Genomic DNA, 19,452 nt, shown 5'->3' on the forward strand with positions numbered 1-19,452 from the left:
GATGGGTGAAGCAAGGGCGAAGCAGCTCGCCGACCGGATCCAGGTGCTGGTGGCGGAGTTGCTCGAGCGCCGGGTGAAGGACCCGCGGCTCGGCTTCGTCACCGTGACCGACGCCCGGCTGACCGGCGACCTGCGCGAAGCCAGCATCTTCTACACGGTGTACGGCGACGAGCAGGAGCGGGCCTCGACCGCGGCCGCCCTGGAGTCGGCGCGTGGGCTGATCCGCAGCGAGGTCGGCAAGGCGCTCGGTCTGCGGCACACGCCGAGCGTGGCCTTCTTCCTGGACGCCGTACCGGAGAGCGCCGGGCACATCGAGGAGCTGCTGGAGAAGGCCCGGCTGGCCGACGCCGAGGTGGCCAAGAGCGCCGCGAACGCGAAGCCGGCCGGCGACGCCGACCCCTACAAGCGCCGCGAGGACGATGACAGCGACGACGAGTGAGCCCGCTGTTGCCGACGGCATCGTCGTGGTGGACAAGCCGGCCGGCCTGACCTCGCACACGGTGGTGGCCCGGATCCGCCGGCTGGCCGGCACCCGGAAGGTCGGCCACGCCGGCACGTTGGACCCGATGGCGACCGGAGTCCTGGTCGTCGGTCTCAACCGCGCGACCCGGCTGCTGGGCCATCTCCAGCTGGCCGACAAGTCGTACGACGCCATCGTGCTGCTCGGCGCGACCACGACGACCGACGACGCCGAGGGCGAGATCGTGTCGACCGCGCCGGTGGACGGGGTCACGGCCGAGGCGATCGAAGCCGCGGTGGCGGGCTTCCGCGGCGAGATCTCGCAGGTGCCGTCGAAGGTGTCCGCGATCAAGGTCGACGGGCGGCGCGCGTACGAACGCGTGCGCGCCGGCGAGGAGGTCGCGCTGAAGGCTCGCAGTGTGACGGTCTCCCGGTACGACGTGCTCGACGTACGCCCGGGGCCGTCGGGGATCGAGGTCGACATCTCGGTCGACTGCTCCAGCGGCACCTACATCCGGGCCCTCGCCCGCGACCTCGGCGCCGAGCTCGGCGTCGGCGGTCACCTCACCGCGCTGCGCCGTACCCGGGTGGGTTCCTTCGACCTGTCCGTTGCTCACACGCTGGAGTCGCTGGCCGAGTCCTTCGACTGGCTTCCGATCGCCGAGGTCGCGGCCGGAACCTTCCCCCGCTACGACGCCGACGCCGACCAGGCTGCCGCCATCCGCACCGGCCGCCCGCTCCCCGGCCTCAACCTCCCCGCCGGCCAAACCGCCATGTTCGACCCCACCGGCACCTTCCTGGCCCTCTACGAACCGCACGGGCCGGTCGCGAAACCCACCGCGGTCTTCGTGAGTTAGGCGTGCGGTGTTGGCGGGCCCGCCTGGCGGCCCCAGGCAGCGTCTGGGCCGATCGGGGCTATTCGGCGACGCTCGTGGGGGAGAGTCGCGGCCCGGCGCATTCGGCAGGCTGTCCGGGTAGTGGGGTATTTTGCCGCCAGGCGAACACCCCCAGACTAGGCCGATCCGGACCGGTGCGTGCCGGAATCTGGGCGAAGTGATCCGCTGAGCGGACGTTTCCGCGCGAAAATCGCCTACTCCGGGTGACGCGAACTGTGTTGCCGAGGGCCACAGTGACGGATCATGGGACGGATCATGGGTGGTGATCCGCACCAGCCCGCGTCGAGGGTCAAACGATTGTCCATGGCAAGGATTCGCTCCGTACGGCGGCACCGGTCAGCCGGTCTCGTCGTACTGCTGTTCGGTTTGCTGGCAGTCGGTTCGGCGTACGCCGCCGTCGTTCCGGACCCCGCGGTCGCGGACAACTCGTCGCAGTCGCAGTCCATTGAGGAGGGCAAGAAACTCTTCGCGGTCGGCTGCTCCAGCTGCCACGGCCTGAACGCCGAAGGTGGCGGCAACGGCGAGGGCGAGATGGCCGGTCCGTCGCTGATCGGGGTCGGCGCGGCCGCGGTCGATTTCCAGGTCGGCACCGGCCGGATGCCCGCGACGCAGCCCGGCGCCCAGATCCCGCGGAAGGCGCCCGCGTACACGCAGGAGGAGATCGAGGCGCTGTCGGCGTACATCGCGTCGCTCGCTCCGGGCCCGGCGGTTCCTCCGGAGGAGGCGTACGACGTCAGCAACGCCACCGACGAGCAGATCACGCGTGGTGGCGAGCTGTTCCGCACCAACTGCACGGCCTGCCACAACTTCGCCGGTCGCGGTGGCGCGCTGCCGAACGGCCGCTACGCGCCTTCGCTGATGGACAGCACGCCCAAGCACATCTATCAGGCGATGCTGACCGGTCCGCAGCAGATGCCCGTGTTCTCCGACCAGGTGCTGCAGCCTGAGGACAAGCGGGACATCATCGCCTACATCGTCGCGCTGCAGAACGAGCGGGATCCCGGCGGCTTCGGTCTCGGCCGCCTCGGCCCGGTCTCCGAGGGCCTGTGGGGCTGGCTGGTCGGTATCGGCGCACTGGTCGTCGTCGCGGTCTGGATCGGCGCGAAGGGAATGAAGGCGAAGGGCAGCAAGCCACCGGCCTGACCTGATCTCATCCACCGCGGGTGATCAAGCGCGAGCGCGCCGTCGGCATCATGCCAGGCGTGGCCGGCGCAGAGACTGTCTCCAGCACCTCGGCACAAAAGCTGACCTTCATGACCATGACCGCCATGGTCGTGGGCTCGATGGTGGGCGCCGGCGTGTTCTCGTTGCCACGCCGGTTCGCCCAGGAGACCGGAGTCGCGGGCGCGCTGATCGCGTGGGCCATCGCGGGCACCGGCATGCTGATGCTCGCCTTCGTCTTCCAGACCCTGGCGATCCGCAAGCCCGAGCTCGACGCAGGTGTGTACGCCTACGCGAAGGCGGGTTTCGGGGAGTACCTCGGCTTCTTCTCGGCGTTCGGCTACTGGGCCAGCGCGTGCGTCGGCAACGTGACCTACTGGGTGCTGATCATGTCGACGGTCGGCGCCCTGTGGTCGGCGCTCGGCGACGGCGACACGGTCGTCGCCGCCGTACTGTCGTCGTTCGGGATCTGGGTGTTCTACCTGCTGATCCGGCGCGGGGTGAAGGAGGCCGCGATCATCAACCGGATCGTCACCGTCGCGAAACTGGTGCCGATCCTGGTCTTCATCCTGATCTCGGCGTTCTACCTCGACCCGCATGTGTTCGCCGACAACTTCAACGGCTCCAGTTACGGGTCCCTCTACGACCAGGTGACCGGGACGATGCTGGTCACCGTCTTCGTCTTCCTCGGCGTGGAGGGGGCGAGCGTGTACTCGCGGCACGCCAAGGGGCGCGAGGACGTCGGCCGGGCAACCGTGCTCGGACTGCTCAGCGTGCTGGCCGTTTTCGCGTCGGTGACAGTGGTGTCGTACGGCATCCTGCCGATCAGCGAGCTCGCCGAGCTGCGGCAGCCCTCGATGGCCGGGGTGCTCGAGGCGGCGGTCGGGCAGTGGGGCAAGGTTTTCGTCAGCGTCGGCCTGATCGTGTCGGTCCTCGGCGCCTACCTGGCCTGGACGCTGATGTCCGCCGAGGTCTTGTTCGTGGCCGCCCTCGACGACGACATGCCGCGGTTCCTGCGCCAGTCGAACGACGCCGACGTGCCGACCGCCGCGTTGCTGCTGACGACGATCCTGATCCAGGTCGTCCTGGTGGTGACGATGTTCTCCGAGGACGCGTTCAACTTCGCCCTCGACCTGACCAGCGCGCTCAGCCTGATCCCGTTCCTGCTCGCGGCCGGGTACGCACTGAAGTTGGCGGTCACCCGCGAGACCTACATCGAGGCGCCGCAGGGACATCGCCGGGAACTGGTGGTGGGCGGGCTCGCGACGCTCTACACCGCGTTCCTGCTGTACGCCGCCGGGCCCAAGTTCATCCTGTTGTCGTTCATCGTCTACGCGCCCGCGAGCATCCTGTTCGTGATGGCCCGCCGCGAGCAGAGCCGCCGCGTGTTCAGCCCCGGCGAACTCGTCATCCTCGCCGTCTCGGTCCTCGGCGCCGTCCTCGGCGTCATCGCCCTCGCCACCGGCTGGATCACGATCTGAGCCGGACACCGCAGCAAGGAGTCGATCCGCATGACCAGTCAGCACACGACCTCGACGTACGGCGTCCACTCCGAAGTCGGCCGGTTGCGCAAGGTTCTCGTCTGCTCGCCCGGTCTGGCCCACCGCCGGCTCACCCCGACCAACGCGGCCGACCTGCTGTTCGACGACGTGATGTGGGTGGAGAACGCCCAGCGCGATCACGCCGACTTCGTGAACAAGCTGGCGAACCGTGGGGTCGAGGTGGTCGAACTCCACACGCTGCTGGCCGAGACGGTCGCGTCGGCGGAGGCGCGGTCGTGGCTGCTGGACCGCAAGATCGTCGCCAACGACGTCGGCCTCGGCCTCGTCGACGGCACCCGGAGCTTCCTGGAGACCCTGGAACCGCGACAGCTCGCAGAGTACCTGATCGGTGGGCTTGCCACCTCCGACCTCCCGGGCGACTTCCGCACCGGCTACATCGGGCTGGCCCGGGAGGCGACCGGCGCCCGTGAGTACCTGATGCCGCCACTGCCCAACACGCTCTACACCCGCGACACCACCTGCTGGCTGTACGGCGGGGTCACGCTGAACCCGCTGTACTGGCCGGCCCGCCACGACGAGACCCTGCTGATGAAGGCGATCTACCAGTTCCACCCCGACTTCGCCGGCTCCACCGTCTGGTGGGGTGACCCGGAGCAGTCGTGGGGACGCGCGACGTTCGAGGGCGGCGACATCATGCCGGTCGGGAACGGCGTCGTACTGATGGGCATGAGCGAGCGGACGTCCCGGCAGGCGATCACCCAGGTCGCGGCGGCGCTGTTCGAGAAGGGTGCGGCCGAGCACGTCGTGGTGGCCGGGATGCCGAAGCTGCGGGCGGCGATGCACCTGGACACCGTGCTGACGTTCGCCGATCGCGACATCGTCACCTTGTACCCGGCGATCATGGACGCCGTCCACACGTTCTCGTTGCGGCCGTCGGACACCGCGCCCGGCGTCGAGGTGGTGGACGAGGGATCGCGGCGGTTCGTGGAGGTCGTGGCCGCCGCTCTCGGCCTGTCGGAGCTGCGGGTCCTGGAGACGGGCGGGGACGTGTACGAGTCCGAGCGCCAGCAGTGGGACAGCGGCAACAACGCGGTCGCGGTCGAGCCGGGCGTGGTCTTCACGTACGACCGGAACACGCGGACGAACACGCTGCTGCGCCGGGCCGGTGTCGAGGTCATCACGATCGTCGGGGCCGAGCTGGGCCGCGGACGCGGTGGCGGCCACTGCATGACCTGCCCGATCATCCGCGATCCGGTCGACTTCTGATGGCCGATTCTGAGCAGTCCAGCCCGTGGTGGCGCCGGTCCCAGGTGTGGCCGCTCCTGGTTGCCCTTGCGGTCATCTCAGTCGTTGCGGTGGTGGCTTCGGTCGGGTGGGCGCGGAGCGACGGGCCGGAGTGCGACGCCAAGTCCGTGGCGGAGACCGCGATGCCGTCGGTGGTGACGATCTACGTGCAGTCCAGCACGGGCGGGGGCGGCAACGGGTCCGGCCAGTTCCTCGACACCGAGGGACACATCCTGACCAACAATCACGTCATCTCCGCTGCTGCCACCGGGGGCACGATCACCGTGCTGCGGCCGAACGGCGAGGAGCTGACCGCGACCCTGGTCGGACGGGACATCCAGACCGACCTCGCGGTCATCTCGGTGACGCCGAAGTCGACGGTGGTGCCGATCGAGTTCGGTTCGCCGCCGGCGGTCGGCGACCAGGTCTTCGCGATCGGCGCCCCGCTGGGCCTGACGGACACGATCACGGCCGGCGTGGTGAGCGCGCTCGGCCGGTCGGCCCGGGTGCCCGCGGACAACAACACCACGGCGTTGCTCACCTCGGCGATCCAGACCGATGCCTCGATCAACCCCGGCAACAGTGGCGGGACGCTCGCGAACTGCGCCGGCCAACTGGTCGGGGTACCGACCGCCGGGGCGACTGCCAGCGACTCACGCGGGGTGCCGGTGGCCGGCAGTATCGGCCTGGGGTTCGCGATCCCGGCGGATACGGCCCGGACGATCGCTGACCGGCTGATCGCCGACGGTCGCGTCGTACATGGGTACTTCGGGCTGGAAGTCGTACCGCTGTCGCGCGGTGACAGCGCCATCAATCCGGACGGGCTGTACGTGGCGGCCGCGCCCGTCGGTGGGCCCGGCGCGGCGGCTGGTCTGCGCCGCGCCGACGTGATCACCGCCCTCGACGGCGAGGACGTCACCAGTGCTGACCAGTTGCAGGAGATCTCGCTGACCAAACAGCCGGGGGAGACGGTCGAGGTCACCTTCGAACGCGCCGGCGCGACCCAGACGACCACGGTCACGCTCGGCAGACAGCCGGATCCGACCGCGCGACGCATCGGCGGCTGATTGTCGGCGCTGCCCGTTAGCGTCGGAGGATGAGATACGGGTTCGTGATGGCGTACGGCGATGCGCGGGCGGCGGCTGAGTTGGCGGCGCTGGCCGAGCAGCACGGGTGGGACGGGTTCTTCGTCTGGGAGTCGGTGTGGGGAATCGACGCCTGGGCGATGCTGGCCGCGGCGGCGATGACGACCGAGCGGATCCGGCTCGGCACGATGCTGACGCCGTTGCCGCGGCGCAAACCGTGGGACGTGGCCGGGCAGACCTCGACCGTGGACAACCTCAGCAACGGGCGGGTCACCCTGGTGGTCGGGCTCGGGGTCACCGGTGAGGACCGGTTCTGGCTGTTCGAGGACGATCCGGGGCGCAAGGTCCGGGCGGAGTTGATGGACGAGTCGCTGGAGATGCTGCAGCACCTGTGGCGGGACCAGCCGTTCGAGTACGCCGGCAAGCACTACCGCTCGCGGAAGATCGACGACCTGATGCCGCCCGCGCCACCGCCACCGGTCCAGCAGCCGCGGATCCCGACCTGGGTGGTCGGAGCCTGGCCTCGCCCGAAGTCGATGCGCCGCGCAGCGCTGCAGGACGGCTGGATACCGACGTACGCACCGATCGCCAAGCCTGGCGAGGATCCAGGCGAGTGGTCGCCTGCCCTCCTCGCCGACGCTGTCGCCTGGATCCGCCGGGAACGCGCCACCCACGGCCTGACCATGGACACGTACGACGTCGTCGTCGAAGGCACCACCACAGCCGACGACCCGAAGGCCGCCGACACCGTCCGCCCCTGGGCCGAAGCCGGCGCCACCTGGTGGATCGACGCCGACTGGTCGTCCATGGACCCCAAGCAGGTCCGAGCCACCGCCGAACGCCGCCTCAAAGCCGGCCCACCCCGAGTCACCTGACTTGAGCTGGCCGCTGGCGGGTTGTTTGACCGCTGGCGTGCCAACCCGCCAGCCGTGCAACAACCCGGCATCGCCCGCCCACCGCGTCAGTCGGTGACGGTGCCGGTGGTGCCGTTGAGGGTGATGGGTTGGCCGTCGTGGAGGGCGGTGGTGGCGTCGGGGACGCCGAGTACGGCGGGGATGCGGTGCTCGCGGGCCACGATCGCGGCGTGAGACAACAGACCACCGGTCTCGGTGACCACGCCGGCCACGACCCCGAACAAGGGCGTCCACGCCGGATCCGTAAACCGGCAAACGAGGATGTCACCCGCCCGAACCCGCCCAAAGTCCCCAGGCCCCCGCACCACCCGAGCCGGCCCGGAGGCGATCCCCGCACTCCCACCCGTCCCACGTAGTCCGGCACCCAGTCCAGGTGCGCCATCGGTGTGCTCGGAGGCTGGAAGGGGCGTTGTGATGGGGCGGGATTGGAGGAGCCAGAGGTGGTTGTTTGTGAGGGCGAACTCGATGTCTTGAGGGGTGCCTATGTGGGCCGCGGCGTTGTGGGCGAGCTCGGCCAGTTGCAGGAGTTGCAGGTCGTCGAGGCACAGGCGGGCGCGGTCGGTGGGTGGGACCTCGGAGGTGGTGGTGCCGTCGAGGCGGGTTTGTTTGGTGCCGGGGCGGCGGGTCCGGACAGTGGAGTTACTGACGGTGTAGGTGTCGGGGGTGACGCGGCCGCCGACGACGGATTCGCCGAGTCCCCAGGAGGCTTCGATGACGGTGGGGTCGCCGGTGAAGAGGACTCCGGCGACGTCGGCGTCGATGTGTCGCTGGACGATGACCGCCATCTCTGGGAGACCGCTCGAGCGGTAGGCGATCGCCCGGTCGGACCACAGTGACGCCCAGACAGCCGACACCCGGGCGGCAACCGTCTCCCGGCTGACCGCCAGGAACGAGTCGTGCTGCCCGGCAGCCGACGCCGCCGCCGTGTCCTCGTTCGAAGCCGACGACCGTACGGCGACCGCATGCCCGCCGAGGCGCTCCAAAGCCTCCACGAGCTCATCCATGACCCCTGACGGCAGCGGCTGCGAAGCGACCAATCGCCGTACCTCAGCGGGCCCACGCTCAGCCAGTACGGCGGGAAGGTCGAGCCGGCGCGTCACCGCTCGATACACCTCGACGGGCACGACGAAGCCCGGTGGGACCGGGAATCCGGCGCGGAGGAGCTGACCGAGGACGGCAGCCTTGCCGCCGGCCTGCTCCGGAGTGGCCTCGATGAGGCTGACGAGCACGAGCACCTCTTCAACACGATGTTGACAACATTCTGTTGAATGATCCAGGGTTCTGGGGTGAAGAGCAACTACCTCGACGATCAAGCGCAGGCCCGGCGTGAGCACGAGGCGCGCAGCCTGCTCCTCGAGCGCGGCGCCGACCAGCTGGCCCGGCGCCCCTGGCAGCACGGACGCATGCCGCCATCGGCAGCCGATCTGATCCAGTTCGTCCTGTGGCAATCCACGGAAGAGCAGGCGGAACGGGAGACCGCGCTGGCGGGTCTGCGGTTACTCGCGGCCGCACGGGCCGAGCTCGAGCAGCTCGAGACCGGTCTGATGTTCACCGCCCGCGGTCTCGGGCTGACCTGGGCCGAGATGGCGCGGGCACTCGGCCTGAACTCCCCGCAGGCGTGTCAGCAGCGACTCGACCGGCTGGCTGCGCGGAGCACTCCATCGACCGAATGGCCGGCGACATGACTCACGCATCCACGCCCGAGCTGCTCACGCTGCACGCGGTACGCCTGCTGGGCGTGGCGAACGACGAAGCGGTCGCGAGCCGGTTCGCCCTCGACCCAGCGGTGGTCAAGGAACTGCTGCTCGACGACCAGGCGTTCGGTTGGATCTCGTGGAGCGCGTTCGCCGGCATCGGCGGCTGGTCGCTCACCGACTCCGGACGCGCCGAGAACGAGCGCGCGCTCAAGGCGGAGCTAGGCGACGGCGAGGCGACCGTCCGGCAGGTCTACGCGGAGTTCCTGCCGCTCAACGCCCGCCTGCAGACCGCCTGCACCCAGTGGCAACTGCGCCCCACCGCCGACGACCCGCTCGCCTTCAACGACCACACCGACCGAGCCTGGGACCAGCAGGTCCTCGACGAGCTGGCAGACCTGGCCGACCACCTGGATCCGCTGTCCAACAACCTGGAAGCGATCCTCGACCGCTTCCAGGGCTACCACGCGAGATTCACCGCCGCCCTCGACCGCGCCCGGGCCGGCGACCCCGCCTGGATCGACCAAACCGGCGTCGACTCCTGCCACAAAGTCTGGTTCGAGCTCCACGAGGACCTGATCGCCACCCTGAACGAATCCCGCGCAACCTGAGCCCGGTTACGCTGGAGCGGTGCGTTCGCGTCCGACACTGCAGTGGGTTCCCGGCCCTGACGTGTTGGCGCTGGAGCCCGGTACGACGGATGTCACGCCGATCGCGGACGTGGTGGCCGCCGGGGAGGTCGTCGTACTGACCGGTGCGGGGATCTCCACCGAGTCGGGGATCCCGGACTATCGCGGTGAGACCGGCAGCCTGCGGACGCACACACCGATGACGTACGGCGACTTCGTGGCCAGCGACTCGGGTCGGCAGCGGTACTGGGCGCGCAGCCACCTCGGCTGGCGCACGATCGCGCGAGCCGCGCCGAACGAAGGCCATCGCGCGGTCGCCACCCTGCAGGCGAGCGGCTACCTGGACGGCGTCATCACCCAGAACGTCGACGGTCTCCACCAAGCCGCCGGTGCGCGGGACGTGATCGAGCTGCACGGCAACCTCGACCGGGTGATCTGCCTCCAGTGCGGTACGACGTCCGCCCGCGAAGCTCTCGACGCTCGGCTCCGCCTCACGAACCCGGAGTTCGAGGCCGAGGTGACCCGGATCAACCCGGACGGCGACGCGGAACTCCCCGAGGAGGCTGTGCGCGGCTTCCGGGTCGTGGACTGCACGGTCTGCGGGGGAGTGCTCAAACCCGACGTGGTGTTCTTCGGCGAGAACGTGCCCAAGAACCGGGTCGAACGCTGCTACCGCCTGATCGACGACGCGGCCTCGATGCTGGTGCTCGGCTCGTCCCTGACCGTGATGTCCGGCTTCCGGTTCGTCCGGCACGCGGCGAAGGCCGGAAAACCGGTGCTGATCATCAACCAGGGCGTCACCCGCGGCGATCCGTACGCCGCCGAGCGCGTCAACCTCCCGCTCGGCCGGGCACTCACCGAGCTGACGCAGCTGCTCTGAAACACCACCGGGCCGCGCCACGCGTGAGGTGGCTCGGCCCGGGGTCCGCCGTACGGATTGGAAAGGGTCAGCGTTGCGCGCTGGTCCGTAGGCGGTCTGTGGAGGCCTCGAGGGCCTTGGGGGAGGCGGCGGCCTGCCGCGCGAGCTCCTTGCCTTTCGTGGTGTCCGCGCCGCCACAGCTCACGTCGGTGAACTGGTAGACCCGCAGCGTCGCGGCCAGCAGCTTCGGGTAGTTGCCGAACGACCGCACACAGCCGAGCGACAGCGACCTCCCGGAAACGACAGTGCCGACACACCCTAAGTTGAGTGACACTCCGATTACAAGGGGTGACCGTGGACCTGCCGCATCGACCCCGGGCTGGGCATGGAATCCTGCTGTCATGCGTGTCTGGCACGGTTTGGACCAGGTGGAGCCGGAGTTCGGCCCGTCGGTCGTCACCATCGGCAACTTCGACGGCGTGCACCGGGGGCACCAGCAGGTGCTCGCGCACGCCAAGGCGCGAGCGGCCGAGCTGGGTGGCCTGCCGGTGGTCGCGCTCACCTTCGACCCGCACCCGATGGCCGTACTGCGGCCGGACCGGGCGCCCGCGATGCTCAGCGAGCCCGCGGACCGGGCCGGGCTGCTCGGGCAGTACGGCGCCGACGCCGTGCTGATCCTGCCGTTCGACAAAGAGGTGTCGAACTGGTCGCCGGTCGAGTTCATCGAGCGCGTGCTGGTCGGCACGCTGCACGCCAAGGCGATCGTGGTCGGCGAGAACTTCCGCTTCGGCCACAAGGCAGCCGGGCACGTGGACACCCTGGTCGAGGCCGGGGTCACGCACGGGTTCCAGGTCGAAGGGCTCGGCCTGGCCGGCGACGCGCAGCCGTGGTCGTCGACATACATCCGAGGCCGGATCGCCGACGGCGACGTCGAGGCGGCGGCGGAGGCGCTCGGCCGGCCGCTGCGGGTGACCGGGGTCGTCGTCGAGGGTGACAAGCGCGGCCGCGAGCTCGGGTTCCCGACCGCGAACATTCCCGCCGACCCGCAGGCCGCGGTCCCGCTGGACGGCGTGTACGCGGGCTGGCTGACCGTGCTCGAGCCGGCTCCGGGCGGCCCGTCGTACCCGGACCCGCTGCCGGCCGCGATCAGCGTGGGCAGCAACCCGACCTTCGACGGCGTGGACCGGCGGGTGGAGTCGTACGTGCTGGACCGCGACGACCTGGAGCTGTACGGCGCCCGGATCGCGGTGGATTTCGTCGCCCGGCTGCGCGGCACCCAGATCCGCTTCGACACCATCGACGAGCTGATCTCCCAGATCAAAGCCGACGCCAACGAGGCGCGCCGGATCCTGACCGGGAATTAGGGTGACGCGTCCACGGACTGATACGCTGGCTGCTGCCGTCTGAACGGCCGCGGACTGAGAGTGCTCGGGTGACGAATGCCCCGGTGCGCCGCGCAACGGAAATCGAGAGGAACTCCGTGTCATCTGTTGATGCCGCTACGAAGAAGAAGATCATCGGTGAGTACGCCACCGTCGAGGGTGACACCGGCTCCCCCGAGGTCCAGGTCGCGCTGCTGACGCACCGCATCACGCACCTCACCGAGCACCTGAAGGAGCACAAGCACGACCACCACAGCCGTCGTGGCCTGCTGCTGCTCGTCGGCCAGCGCCGCCGGCTGCTGAACTACCTGGCGAAGAAGGACATCAACCGCTACCGGTCCCTGATCGAGCGGCTCGGCCTCCGCCGTTGACGTCGCGAGGAGCGGCCCCCGACCTCGGGTGGCCGCTCCTGGCGTATCCGCGCCCGGGCGCGGAACCCACAACTGAATAACGAAGCACGCAAGACGAACGAGGCGACGCGAAGCGCGTGGCGGGAGGACGACCGGTCCTCGGTAGTGGCTTTCGGGTGCGGAACAACACCCGCGGGCCTCGATCGAAGACCGGCACCCCGGAAGCTCGCGCCTCGCAGTCGTCACACTGTGAGAGAGGGGTATCCCGTGACGGGATCCACCGGTACGCCCATGGAGGGCACCGAATTCGCCGAGGCCGTCCTCGACAACGGCAGCTTCGGCAACCGCACCATCCGCTTCGAGACGGGCCGCCTGGCCCAGCAGGCCGCCGGTTCGGCCGCCGCCTACCTCGACGGCGACACGATGGTGCTGTCGGCCACCACGGCCAGCAAGAAGCCCAAGGACCAGTTCGACTTCTTCCCGCTGACGGTCGACGTCGAGGAGCGGATGTACGCCGCGGGCCGGATCCCCGGCTCGTTCTTCCGCCGGGAGGGCCGCCCGTCCGAGGAGGCCATCCTGACCTGCCGGCTGATCGACCGCCCGCTGCGGCCGTCGTTCGTGTCCGGCCTGCGCAACGAGATCCAGGTCGTCATCACGGTCCTGGCGCTGAACCCGGACAAGCTGTACGACGTGCTCGCCATCAACGCGGCGTCGATGTCGACCCAGCTGGCCGGCCTGCCGTTCTCCGGCCCGATCGGCGGCGTCCGCGTCGCCCTGATCGAGGGCCAGTGGGTGGCGTTCCCGACCCACACCGAGCTCGAGGACGCGGTCTTCGACATGGTCGTCGCGGGCCGGGTGACCGAGTCCGGTGACGTCGCGATCATGATGGTCGAGGCGGAGTCCACCCCGGGCACCTTCGACGCCGTCGCCGGTGGCGCGCAGGCGCCGACCGAGGAGATCGTCGCCCAGGGCCTGGAGGCCGCCAAGGGCTTCATCAAGACCCTGGTCGAGGCGCAGGCCGACCTGGCCGCGCGGGCCGCGAAGCCGACCGCCGAGTTCCCGGTCTTCCCGGACTACGCCGACGACGCGTACGCCGCCGTCGAGGCCGCGGCCACCGAGGAGCTGGCGCAGGCGCTGACCATCGCCGGCAAGCACGAGCGTGAGGACGCCACCGACGCGGTCAAGGCCGCCACGGTGGACAAGCTGGCCGCCGACTTCGAGGGCCGCGAGAAGGAGCTGTCCGCGGCGTTCCGGTCGCTGACCAAGAAGCTGGTCCGGCAGCGGGTGCTGACGGACAAGGTCCGCATCGACGGCCGCGGGCTGGCCGACATCCGGCCGCTCAAGGCGCAGGTGCGGGTGCTGCCGCGGGTGCACGGCTCGGCGCTGTTCGAGCGCGGCGAGACCCAGATCATGGGTGTCAGCACGCTGAACATGCTCCGGATGGAGCAGCAGCTCGACACGCTGTCGCCGGAGACCCGCAAGCGCTACATGCACAACTACAACTTCCCGCCGTACTCGACCGGTGAGACCGGCCGGGTGGGTTCGCCGAAGCGCCGCGAGATCGGCCACGGCGCGCTGGCCGAGCGGGCGCTGGTGCCGGTGCTGCCGTCGCGTGAGGACTTCCCGTACGCGATTCGCCAGGTCTCCGAGGCGCTCGGCTCGAACGGGTCGACCTCGATGGGCTCGGTCTGCGCCTCCACGCTGTCGCTGCTGTCCGCCGGTGTGCCGCTGAAGGCCCCGGTCGCCGGTATCGCGATGGGCCTGATCTCCGGTGAGGTCGACGGCGAGACGCAGTACGTCGCGCTGACCGACATCCTGGGCGCGGAGGACGCGTTCGGCGACATGGACTTCAAGGTCGCCGGCACGAAGGACTTCGTCACCGCCCTGCAGCTGGACACCAAGCTGGACGGCATCCCGGCCAGCGTGCTGGCCGGCGCGCTGACGCAGGCCAAGGACGCGCGGCTGACCATCCTGGACGTGATGGCCAAGGCCATCGACGCGCCGGGTGAGATGAGCGAGTTCGCGCCGCGGGTCATCTCGGTGAAGGTCCCGGTCGACAAGATCGGCGAGGTCATCGGCCCGAAGGGCAAGATGATCAACCAGATCACCGAGGACACCGGCGCCGACATCTCGATCGAGGACGACGGCACCGTCTACATCGGCGCGACCGACGGCCCGTCGGCCGAGGCGGCCCGAGCGGCGATCAACGCGATCGCGAACCCGACCATGCCGGAGAAGGGCGAGCGCTACCTGGGCACGGTCGTGAAGACGACCAACTTCGGTGCGTTCATCAGCCTGCTGCCGGGCAAGGACGGCCTGCTGCACATCTCGAAGCTGCGTCCGCTGGCCGGTGGCAAGCGGGTCGAGGCGGTCGAGGACGTGCTCTCGGTCGGCCAGAAGCTGCAGGTCGAGATCGCCGAGATCGACGACCGCGGCAAGCTCTCGCTGATCCCGGTCATCGAGGGCGAGGACGGCGACAAGAAGTCTGAAGAGAAGGCTGCCGAGTCCGCCGAGTGATTCGAGCGATCACCAGCACCCTGCTGAGCCCGGAGGCGGGCGGTCCGGTGAAACGGACCGTCCTGCCCTCCGGGCTTCGCGTGCTGTCCCAATCCGTCCCCGGCTTCCGTTCGGTCACGTTCGGGGTCTGGGTCGGCGTCGGCTCCCGGGACGAACCGGAGCAGCTCGCCGGCGCCACGCACTTCCTCGAGCACCTGCTGTTCAAGGGCACCGAGCGCCGCGACGCGCTCGAGATCTCCGCCGCGATCGACGCGGTGGGCGGTGAGATGAACGCGTTCACCGGCAAGGAGTACACCTGCTACTACTCGCGGGTGCTCGACTCCGACCTGCCGCTCGCGGTCGACGTCATCTGCGACATGATCACCTCCGCCACGCTGACGAGCGAGGACGTGGACAGTGAGCGCGACGTCATCGACGAGGAGATCGCGATGCACGCCGACGAGACGTCGGACCACATCCACGACCTCTTCGCCGAACAGCTGTGGGGCAAGACGCCGCTCGGCCGCTCGATCACCGGTACGCCGGAAACCGTCGCCGGACTGTCCCGCCAGCAGGTGGTGGGCTGGTACCGGCGCCGCTACAAACCCGCCAACATCGTCGTCTCGGTCGCCGGGAACGTCGACCACACCGACGTGGTTCGCCTGGTCCGCAAGGCGTTCGAACGGCACTGGGTCACCGGCGAGTCCGAGCCCGCTCCCGTGCGACGCGGCGCCTCCAAGCCGGTCCCGACGTACGGCGGGGTGCGCGTGCACCACCGTGACGTCGAGCAGGCGCACATGGTGCTCGGGATGCCTGGCCTGGTCCGCAGCGACGAACGGCGCTACGTCGCCGGCGTCCTGCACGGGATCGTCGGCGGCGGCATGTCGTCGCGACTGTTCCAGGAGGTCCGGGAGAAGCGCGGCCTGGCGTACTCGGTGTTCACCTTCGGGTCGGCGTACGCGGACTCCGGCATGGTCGGCGTGTACGCGGGCTGCCTGCCGAAGAAGGCCGGCGAGGTGCTCGACGTGGTCCGCACCGAGCTGGAGTCGATTGCCAGCGGCAACATCACTCCGGACGAGCTGCTCCGCGGCAAGGGGCAGATGCGCGGCTCGGTGGTGATGGGCCTGGAGGACACCGGCGCCAAGATGACCCGGATCGCCAAGGCCGAGCTCGTGTACGGCGAGCTGCCCACCGTCGACGAGATCCTGCATCGGATCGACGCCGTCACCCTCGACGACGTCACCCGGCTCGCCGCCGACCTGTACGCCGGCACCCCCGCCCTGACCGTCATGGGCCCCTTCGACGAGGACACCACCGCTTTCACGCTCTGACAGCCTCGACAGCCCCACCCGGCAGGAGCAGACTGGCCGGGAAGGGGGCCTGGGGGAGGGGCTGCGGGAGTGGGTCATGAGCACGATTACTCCGGAGATTCAGGCACTCGGCGAGGACTTCCGTGGGGAGCTGGTCCACCCGGGCGAACCGTCGTACGACGAGCTGCGAAAGGTCTGGAACGGGTCGATCGACCGCAGGCCCGGGGTGATCGCCCGCTGCACCGGGGTGGCCGACATCCGGGCCGCGCTCGCCTACGCCCGCCGTACCGGGGGACCGGTGGCGGTTCGCGGCGGCGGGCACAGCTTCCCGGGGCACTCGACCTGTGACGGTGGGGTCCTGCTGGACCTCGCGCCGCTGAAGGGCATCCGGGTCGATCCGGTCCGGCGTACCGCGCGGGCGCAGGCGGGCGTGCTGCTCGGGGAGCTCGACCGCGAGACGCAGGCGTTCGGGTTGGCCACCCCTGCCGGCATCGTCACCCACACCGGACTGGCCGGGCTCACGCTCGGCGGCGGGATCGGGTGGCTGATGCGCAAGTACGGGCTCACCATCGACAACCTGCTCTCGGTCGACCTGGTCACCGCCAAGGGTGAGCTGCTGACCGCGAGCGAGGACGTCAACGCCGACCTGTTCTGGGGGATCCGCGGTGGCGGAGGGAACTTCGGCATCGTGACCGAGTTCGAGTTCCGGCTGCACCCGGTCGGCCCGATCGTCTACGCGGGCCCGATCATGTGGCCGATGACGGAGTCGCCGCGGCTGCTGCGCTTCTACCGCGAGTGGATCACCGACATTCCCGACGAGCTGACCACCGCGGTGATGCACCGGTGGATCCCGGCGGTGCCGACCATCCCGTCCGAGCTGCACGGCGTGCCGGTCGTCGTCGTGCTGGCCTGCTACGCGGGCTCGATCGAGGTCGGTGAGCGGGTGGTGGCGCCGCTCAAGGCGTTCGCGCCGCCGCTGCTGGACCTGTGCGCGCCGAAGCCGTTCGTCGACCTGCAGGCGATGTTCGACCTGAGCTTCCCGCACGGCCGCTGGTACTACATGCGCTCGTCCGACGTCGCCGAGCTCACCGACGACGTGGTCGACGTCGCGGCCGCGCGCGGGCTCGCGATCAACGGGCCGCTCACGTCGTACCCGATCTTCCACCTCGGCGGCGCGATCTCCCGGGTGCCGGCCGACGCCACCGCGTACGGCGGCCGCGCCAGCGGGCACACCTTCAACTTCGTCGGCTCCACCTACGGCCCGGAAGGCTTCGAGGAGCAGCGGCAGTGGGCCCGGGACTCCTGGCAGGCGCTGGAGCCCCACCAGAGCGGCGTCTACGTCAACTTCCTCACCGACGAGGGCACCGGCCGCATCCGCGACGCGTACGGCGCCCCTACCTACGACCGCCTCCAAGCCCTCAAACAGAAGTACGACCCCAACAACCTCTTCCACTTGAACCAAAACATCCCACCGCACTGAGCGGCCCCCAGGCTGCCCGCCTGATGAGGTAACTCTGGAGTGATGGCCTAAGGTGTCGGCCGTGAGGTTGGAGGCCGGAAGGGACACGCTGCGTAGGCAGACGGTGTTGCTTCTTGGGGTGATCGTGGTCGCGGGTGGGCTCGCCGCGTGGTGGGTGGTGACCGCGGGACGGGCCGCGAACGAGGGGTTCGACCTCACCGACGAGGGCTACTACCTGCTGTCGTACCGCTGGTGGGACCAGAACCCGCTGGCGCTGACCGGGGTGCAGTACCTTTACGGGCCGATCTTCGAGTGGCTCGGGTACGACATCGTCGGGCTGCGGTTCTTCCGGTTGTTCACCGTGGTCGCCGTACACCTGGTCTTCGGCTACAGCTTCATGCGGTGGCTGCGCGGCCGGCGACCGGGCGCGCCGCCGACCAAGCTGTGGGAGCTGGCCGGGATGGCGACCATCCTGGCCGCGGGCGGGATGTGTTACAGCTGGCTGCCGATGTCGCCCGGGTACAACGACGTCATCCTGCTCGGTGCGCTGACGCTGGTCGCGTGCGTGCTATGGATGGCGACTGCGGTCGACCGCGGTACGCCGGTGCCGTTCTGGGTGCTCATGGTCGCCGGGGTCGTGATCGGCGTGATGGTGCTGGCGAAGTGGACCTCGGTCGTGGTGATCGGGCTGATCGTCGTCGCGGCTGTGGTCGTGCTGACCGGGCAGGGCTGGCGAGCCGTTGCCCGAGGCATCGGTCTCGCCCTGGCCGGGCTGGGCCTGGCAGCGCTGGTGGTACAGCTTTTCGTGGTCCGGCTGAACGTCGCGGTGCCCGGAATCATGGCCGTGAACAGGTTCATCGCGGAGACGTCGTACTCGCCGACCGCCTTGCTGGAGGTGTACTGGTCGACCGGTCTCGAGCTGCTCGGCAAGACGCTGCGCCAGCACGCGGTCCTGCTGGTCGCGGCCGTCGTGGCGGTGATCGGCCGGTGGCCCTGGTTGCGGATCGCCGCCGGGGCTCTCGTGGCTCTCGGGTTCGTCCTCTCGGTACGGCGGGTAGTCGTCGACGATGCCGCGGTCGGCGGGTCGGCGCACACGTCGGACTACACCGTCACGCTGCTGGCCGCCGTACTGGTCGGGTTGGTGACGGCGGTCGCGGCTGTGGTCGCGGGCCGGTACGGGCTGACGCGGCGGTCGACGTTGAGCCGGGAGAAGGCCCGCGGGTGGGTCGTCCTCGGACTGCTCGTGGTGCTGCCGATGGTGCAGGCGTTCGGGACGAACAACCCGCTGTACACGATCGGGTTCAACGCGTTCGCCTGCTGGGTCGCGGTGATGATCGCGGTGCTGACCGGGATCTGGGCGGTGCCGGTGGTCGCGCGGGTGACCGTCGGTGTGGTCACGGTGGCTTCGCTGGTGGCGGTGGCGTCCATCTCGTACAGCGGAATGTTCCTGCACCCGTACCGCTCGGTCGGGCACACCGAGCTGACTGAGCCGGCCACGCCCGCGCCGCTGAAGGGGCTCTACCTCCAGCCGTCGGCGGCGAAGAACTACGCCAGCCTGGAGGCTGAGCTGCGGCCGTACCTGCAGCCGCCGGGCCGCCCGATCCTCGCCTTCGACAAGATGGCCGGCCTGGTCCTGATGCTGCAGGGCAAACCGGTCGGCGAGGCGTGGGTCGCCCCGAAGGAACGCAACCGGACGGCAGCCGGGATCGAGGAGGTCTGCCGGGACGGGCAGCCGTGGAGCCCGGGCCGCCCGCCGATCATCCTGCTGAACCGTCGCATCTCCGACGTCGAGATCACCGCGCTGCGCGCCTGCGCGCTGGACTTCAAGGCCGACTACCAACTGCTGGCGCCGACGCAGCAGACGATGAACCTGCAGGTCTACGTGCCACGCGCCGAACGGTCCGTCGAGACACCCTGACTCCAGGCCGATCGGCCTGATGAGATCCTTGGGGCGGTCGAAAGTCTGTCGAAA

General features: G+C 69.7%; 18 protein-coding genes. 16 read left to right on the top strand and 2 right to left on the bottom strand.

From position 1 onward, the window contains the following. Window position 1 precedes the first annotated feature (1 nt). From rbfA to ACIBL3_RS07590, 7 genes are all read left to right on the top strand, one after another. Entirely contained in the window at window positions 2-439 is a 438-nt protein-coding gene (gene rbfA, locus ACIBL3_RS07560) for a 30S ribosome-binding factor RbfA (RefSeq protein ID WP_396352440.1), read from the top strand. Further along, complete coding sequence (gene truB / locus ACIBL3_RS07565; protein WP_396352441.1) at window positions 420-1,316, top strand: tRNA pseudouridine(55) synthase TruB; 897 nt, start codon at window positions 420-422, stop codon at window positions 1,314-1,316. The genes rbfA and truB overlap by 20 nt, the downstream gene beginning before the upstream one ends. Window positions 1,317-1,658: 342 nt before the next feature. Then, the gene (locus ACIBL3_RS07570) at window positions 1,659-2,498 is read left to right on the top strand and encodes a c-type cytochrome (RefSeq protein ID WP_396352442.1); all 840 of its coding nucleotides are present in this window, start codon (window positions 1,659-1,661) and stop codon (window positions 2,496-2,498) included. Between the two features lie 20 nt (window positions 2,499-2,518). Continuing rightward, window positions 2,519-3,997, top strand: a complete 1,479-nt coding sequence (locus tag ACIBL3_RS07575; protein WP_396352443.1) for a basic amino acid/polyamine antiporter — start codon at window positions 2,519-2,521, stop codon at window positions 3,995-3,997. A 30-nt stretch (window positions 3,998-4,027) separates the two neighbouring features. Next, entirely contained in the window at window positions 4,028-5,284 is a 1,257-nt protein-coding gene (locus ACIBL3_RS07580) for an arginine deiminase (protein ID WP_396352444.1), read from the top strand. After that, complete coding sequence (locus tag ACIBL3_RS07585; RefSeq protein ID WP_396352445.1) at window positions 5,284-6,369, top strand: S1C family serine protease; 1,086 nt, start codon at window positions 5,284-5,286, stop codon at window positions 6,367-6,369. Before ACIBL3_RS07580 ends, ACIBL3_RS07585 begins: the two co-directional genes overlap by 1 nt. A gap of 29 nt (window positions 6,370-6,398) precedes the next feature. Continuing rightward, a complete protein-coding gene (locus ACIBL3_RS07590; protein WP_396352446.1) occupies window positions 6,399-7,262 on the top strand; it encodes an LLM class flavin-dependent oxidoreductase in 864 nt (287 codons plus the stop codon). Window positions 7,263-7,348: 86 nt separating this feature from the next. On the opposite strand, the gene ACIBL3_RS07595 is transcribed toward ACIBL3_RS07590, so the two are convergent. After that, complete coding sequence (locus ACIBL3_RS07595) at window positions 7,349-8,530, bottom strand: PEP/pyruvate-binding domain-containing protein (protein WP_396352447.1); 1,182 nt, start codon at window positions 8,528-8,530, stop codon at window positions 7,349-7,351. A 39-nt stretch (window positions 8,531-8,569) separates the two neighbouring features. Here ACIBL3_RS07595 and ACIBL3_RS07600 point away from each other — a divergent pair, with 39 nt between their 5' ends. The 3 genes from ACIBL3_RS07600 to ACIBL3_RS07610 are packed head-to-tail and all read left to right on the top strand — an operon-like array spanning window position 8,570 to window position 10,504. Continuing rightward, entirely contained in the window at window positions 8,570-8,986 is a 417-nt protein-coding gene (locus ACIBL3_RS07600) for a hypothetical protein (RefSeq protein ID WP_396352448.1), read from the top strand. Next, complete coding sequence (locus tag ACIBL3_RS07605) at window positions 8,983-9,606, top strand: transcriptional regulator (RefSeq protein ID WP_396352449.1); 624 nt, start codon at window positions 8,983-8,985, stop codon at window positions 9,604-9,606. The genes ACIBL3_RS07600 and ACIBL3_RS07605 overlap by 4 nt, the downstream gene beginning before the upstream one ends. Before the next feature lie 19 nt (window positions 9,607-9,625). Further along, window positions 9,626-10,504, top strand: a complete 879-nt coding sequence (locus ACIBL3_RS07610; RefSeq protein ID WP_396352450.1) for an NAD-dependent protein deacetylase — start codon at window positions 9,626-9,628, stop codon at window positions 10,502-10,504. Between the two features lie 67 nt (window positions 10,505-10,571). Here the strand turns inward: ACIBL3_RS07610 and ACIBL3_RS07615 are convergent, their stop codons facing one another. Then, a complete protein-coding gene (locus ACIBL3_RS07615; RefSeq protein ID WP_396352451.1) occupies window positions 10,572-10,754 on the bottom strand; it encodes a hypothetical protein in 183 nt (60 codons plus the stop codon). Between the two features lie 130 nt (window positions 10,755-10,884). On the opposite strand from ACIBL3_RS07615, the gene ACIBL3_RS07620 reads away from it, so the two are divergent. The 6 genes from ACIBL3_RS07620 (at window position 10,885) to ACIBL3_RS07645 (ending at window position 19,398) form a co-directional block, all read left to right on the top strand. Further along, window positions 10,885-11,847: a bifunctional riboflavin kinase/FAD synthetase gene (locus ACIBL3_RS07620; RefSeq protein WP_396352452.1), complete on the top strand. Its 963-nt coding sequence runs from the start codon at window positions 10,885-10,887 to the stop codon at window positions 11,845-11,847. A gap of 116 nt (window positions 11,848-11,963) precedes the next feature. Further along, entirely contained in the window at window positions 11,964-12,236 is a 273-nt protein-coding gene (rpsO, locus tag ACIBL3_RS07625; protein ID WP_396352453.1) for a 30S ribosomal protein S15, read from the top strand. Between the two features lie 270 nt (window positions 12,237-12,506). Then, window positions 12,507-14,732, top strand: a complete 2,226-nt coding sequence (locus ACIBL3_RS07630) for a polyribonucleotide nucleotidyltransferase (RefSeq protein ID WP_396352864.1) — start codon at window positions 12,507-12,509, stop codon at window positions 14,730-14,732. Beyond that, window positions 14,729-16,042, top strand: a complete 1,314-nt coding sequence (locus tag ACIBL3_RS07635; protein WP_396352454.1) for a M16 family metallopeptidase — start codon at window positions 14,729-14,731, stop codon at window positions 16,040-16,042. Before ACIBL3_RS07630 ends, ACIBL3_RS07635 begins: the two co-directional genes overlap by 4 nt. A gap of 76 nt (window positions 16,043-16,118) precedes the next feature. Further along, window positions 16,119-17,501: an FAD-binding oxidoreductase gene (locus ACIBL3_RS07640; protein WP_396352455.1), complete on the top strand. Its 1,383-nt coding sequence runs from the start codon at window positions 16,119-16,121 to the stop codon at window positions 17,499-17,501. 61 nt (window positions 17,502-17,562) lie between these two features. Next, complete coding sequence (locus tag ACIBL3_RS07645) at window positions 17,563-19,398, top strand: hypothetical protein (protein WP_396352456.1); 1,836 nt, start codon at window positions 17,563-17,565, stop codon at window positions 19,396-19,398. The last annotated feature ends 54 nt before the right edge of the window (window positions 19,399-19,452 follow it).

Origin of the sequence: Kribbella sp. NPDC050124 (genome assembly GCF_044460355.1) — a bacterium.
Classification (GTDB): domain Bacteria; phylum Actinomycetota; class Actinomycetes; order Propionibacteriales; family Kribbellaceae; genus Kribbella.